Origin of the sequence: Paenibacillus sp. AR247, from assembly GCF_002968895.1 — a bacterium.
Lineage (GTDB): Bacteria > Bacillota > Bacilli > Paenibacillales > Paenibacillaceae > Paenibacillus_AQ > Paenibacillus_AQ favisporus.
The window spans coordinates 1-3,970 of the sequence record NZ_PCZT01000058.1 but is presented as its reverse complement, the minus strand read 5'-3'; the positions used below and the strand labels follow the sequence as shown (position 1 = coordinate 3,970).

Sequence of the window (3,970 nt, the reverse complement as noted above, 5' to 3'; positions counted from 1 at the left end):
GATGGGGATCACGGCGTATTGACAGCATCGGCCTCGGCCAAGCAGGGATATGCAGATCTCGGGGAGGATACGCGCGCTTCGGGCTTGGATGATTATCCGGTTGAAACAGGCTCTCATCGAGCGGAGCCTGCTGCCTCGTCAGATATCGCCGTGGTCGGCATGTCATGCCGATTTCCCGGGGGCGAGTCGCTGGAAGAGTATTGGGACCTGCTGAACGATGGAAGATCAGCCATCCGCCGGATGCCAAGCGAACGATGGGGCTATTCAAGCGGATACGATGCAGGATGGCTGAACGATATTGAAGGCTTTGACGCTTCGTATTTTCTGATCCCGGAAGCCGATGCCAGAGCCATGGATCCTCAGGCACGGATGCTTCTCGAGGAGAGCGTCAAGCTGATTTGCCATGCGGGATATACTCTGCAGGAAGTGAAGGGAAAACGGTACGGGGTTTATCTCGGGGCCAGAACACAGCATTCCCCCGAGGCGTCAGCGCTGATGCAAGCCCGCAACCCAATCGTTGCCGTCGGGCAAAATTATTTGGCGGCGAACATTTCGCAATTCCTTGATTTCAGGGGACCGAGTCTGGTGGTGGATACCGCCTGTTCGTCCTCCCTCGTCGGTTTGCACATGGCTGTTCAGGCGCTTAAAAGCGGGGACATTCAAGGAGCGGTAGTTGGAGGCATTCATCTGTTAACGAGCGATCAAGCCCATCGAATTTTTGATCAGCGCGGCATTTTGAATGCATCCGGGCAGTTCCATCTGTTTGACGTGCGATCCGCCGGCATCATTCCAGGGGAAGGGGCAGGCATGGTGCTGCTGAAAACGGTAGAGCAGGCTCTCGCGGACGAAGACCGGATCTATGCGGTCATCCAAGGCATCGCCGTCAACAATGACGGACGGACCGCCGGACCGGCGGCTCCCAATCTCCAGGCCCAGCGGGAAGTTCTTCGGGAAGCCTTGGTCAAAAGCGGCAAAAAAGCGGAAGACATCACTTACATTGAAGTCAACGGGTCAGGTACCGAAGTGACCGATCTGCTCGAGCTGAAGACGATTCAATCGATTTACAGGAACGACTCGGAGGTGCCGCTGGCGCTGGGATCGATCAAGCCTAATATCGGCCACCCGCTGTGCGCGGAAGGCATTGCCGGCCTGATCAAAGTAGTCCTCATGCTTCATCACGGGAGCATCGTTCCGTTCCTGTCCGGTCAACAACCGATGGCCCATTTCGACCTGCAGGCATCCCCGTTTTATTTCGAGAGGGAAGCCACCGCTTGGGAGCGGAAATCGAAGTTGGCGGCCCTGAACTGCTTCGCCGACGGAGGAACGAATGTCCATGTCATTTTAGAGGATGCCGCAGTTTGGTCTGGAGCTCGTAAGGAGCGCGATCCGCTCCCGGTTCCGGAATGGGAAAGACGGCCAAAAAAACAAGATGTAGAGCGGGAGCTGACAAGTCCCGACGAGAATCCGCCATCCGCCGAACCGCAGCTTATCTTTTGGGAAAGATTCGACTAGGGGGGAGCCAAGTGATATACGAATATTTTAATCTGTCTGCCCGAAATCCTATCATCGCGGGCCATCAAGCATTCGGGCAGCCTTTATTGCCGGGTTTGGCATATATTGACCTAATCTATCAGGCGTTTAACAAGCACGGCTTCTCCTTTCGGCAACTGGAGTTGCGCAACCTGGCCATCCACAGGCCAGTGCTGATCAGCGGTTCCGAAAGTGTGAGGCTGGAATTGGCTGCCGATCGCCAGATGACCGGCATATGGGGGATTCGGCTCCAAGGGCACCAAGGGCATTCTTCCGGGGACGATCGGCCGTTCGGCGAAAGCCAATTATATGCCGAAGCCGAAATGCATCTGACGGAGGCGTCCTCTTTTATCAATGATCATTTGGATTTTAAACCGGGTCGTCACGCCGCACCTGCTGTAGTACCGCTGGAGCGAATGTACAGCGAGTACCGCGAGCAGCAGTTGGTCCACACCGGATGGATCAAAGCGGAGGGGATGCTTTACGAGCGGCCGGACTCCGTGATCATGGACGTTCGCGTCGCACCCGATGCCAAGCCGAGCGCGCAACAGTTTTTGTTTCATCCTGCGCTCATCGACGGCAGCGGGGTAGGGGCAACGAGATTTCTGGCACCTCCGGTTTCCGATGAACCGCGTTTGTATCTGCCTTTGTATTATGAATCTTTTCGCGCCGTGGAGCCTCTACAGCTGCAATGTCATACCCTTGTCCGGAAAGACTCGGTCGTCCGGCGGAACGAGCTCATCTCCTGGACGATGGAGTTTTTCAACTCCCAGGGAAGCAAGGTTGCGGAGCTGCGGAATTTTACGGTCAAGCGGGTTCGCGAAGCCGGCCGGATCAGTGTTGATTCAAGACTGGATTGGAACGGGATCGGGACTATCGGAGAAGCCGAATCCGGAACGGACTACCCCTTGGCTTCGCGGGAGAGCGGCGGAACGCTTGAGTCGATCGAACAGTTTCTGGTCGATATCCTGGCGGACAGACTCGGTATTGCCCGAGGTCAGATCGATCGGCGTGCCGGGTACTACGAGCTTGGTCTGGACTCTTCAGGATTACTGGGGATGGTGAAAACCATGGAGTCCAGAATCGGTACGACTTTGTCGCCGACGTTGTTATTCGAATACACAACGATCCAGGAACTTGCCTCCTATTTGGACAAACATTACCATGACAGATTCATGCCGCCGGCACCGTCTGACGAGCAGGAACGGCAGTATGATAGGAAGCCATCTGGCAAGGCAAGGATACAGCTGCCTTCTTCTGCCCCATCGAAGGGCTCGGGATCGGAGGGTGACATTGCCATCATCGGCATGGCCGGCCGGTATCCGATGGCAGGGAACATTCATGAGTTCTGGATAAACCTGCTGGACGGAAAAAAACTGCGTGACGGAGATCCCACCTTCGCGTTGGGACCGGGTGAGCATGGGGCATATCAAATCCCCATCGGGAAAAGACATTTCCAAATGGGGCGGGTTCATCGACGACCCGGATGCGTTTGATCCGAAGTTTTTTCGGATTTCCCCAAGGGAAGCAGAGACGATGGATCCCCAGGAACGCCTGTTTCTTGAGGTCTGCTGGGAGACGATGGAAGATGCCGGCTATACGCCCGATACAATCGTACCGCCGCACGGCAATGCCCGGCGCAGAGTCGGTGTATTCGCCGGTGTCATGCATAAGGATTATTCGCTCATCGGGGCGGAAGCGATGTCGCGTGGGGCGACTTTCCCGCTGTCGCTGCAGACCGGTCCGATTGCAAACCGCGTTTCGTACTATTGCGATTTTCATGGACCGAGCATGACGGTCGATACGCTGTGCTCATCTTCCTTAACCGCCGTCCATTTGGCAGTGGAAAGCCTGCAGCGTGGAGAAAGCGAGGTTGCGCTGGCCGGAGGGATCAATTTGTCGCTCCATCCAGCCAAGTACGTGACCTACGGACTGTGGGGAATGCATTCCAGCGATGGCCGGTGCAGGACGTTCGGCAAGGATGGGGACGGTTATGTCTCATCCGAAGGGGCGGCCGCAGTGCTGCTGAAGCCGTTAGGCAAGGCCATTGAAGACCGTGACCGCATTTATGCCGTTATCAAAGCCAGTTCTGTAAATCATGTCGGAGCGGTAAGTGGGTTCACGGTTCCCGGGCCGGTCGCACAGGCGGAAGTTATTGCCGACTGCTTGTCGCAGGCCGGAATCGATCCACGGACGATCGGGTACGTTGAGTCCCACGGCACAGGTACGTCGCTTGGGGATCCGATTGAGATGGAAGGCTTGATCCGCGCTTTCGGCGGCGATTCCCAGGATCGCCAATACTGCGCGATCGGATCGGTCAAGTCCAACATCGGGCATGCGGAATCCGCGGCAGGTGTCATCGGTTTACAGAAAGCCGCCCTGCAAATCTACCACAAAACGCTCGTTCCTTCCCTGCATGCGGAAGAGCTGAATCCTTATA

The 3,970-nt window shown here is 56.2% G+C and carries 1 protein-coding gene and 1 pseudogene; both read left to right on the top strand.

The window, feature by feature from the left end; genetic code table 11:
• Positions 1-1,512 (top strand): beta-ketoacyl [acyl carrier protein] synthase domain-containing protein (locus tag CPT76_RS35770; protein WP_146116558.1); only part of this gene is annotated, 1,512 nt, incomplete at its 5' end.
• 11 nt (positions 1,513-1,523) lie between these two features.
• Positions 1,524-3,970 (top strand): annotated as a pseudogene (locus CPT76_RS42395) (beta-ketoacyl synthase N-terminal-like domain-containing protein); the annotation flags it as partial.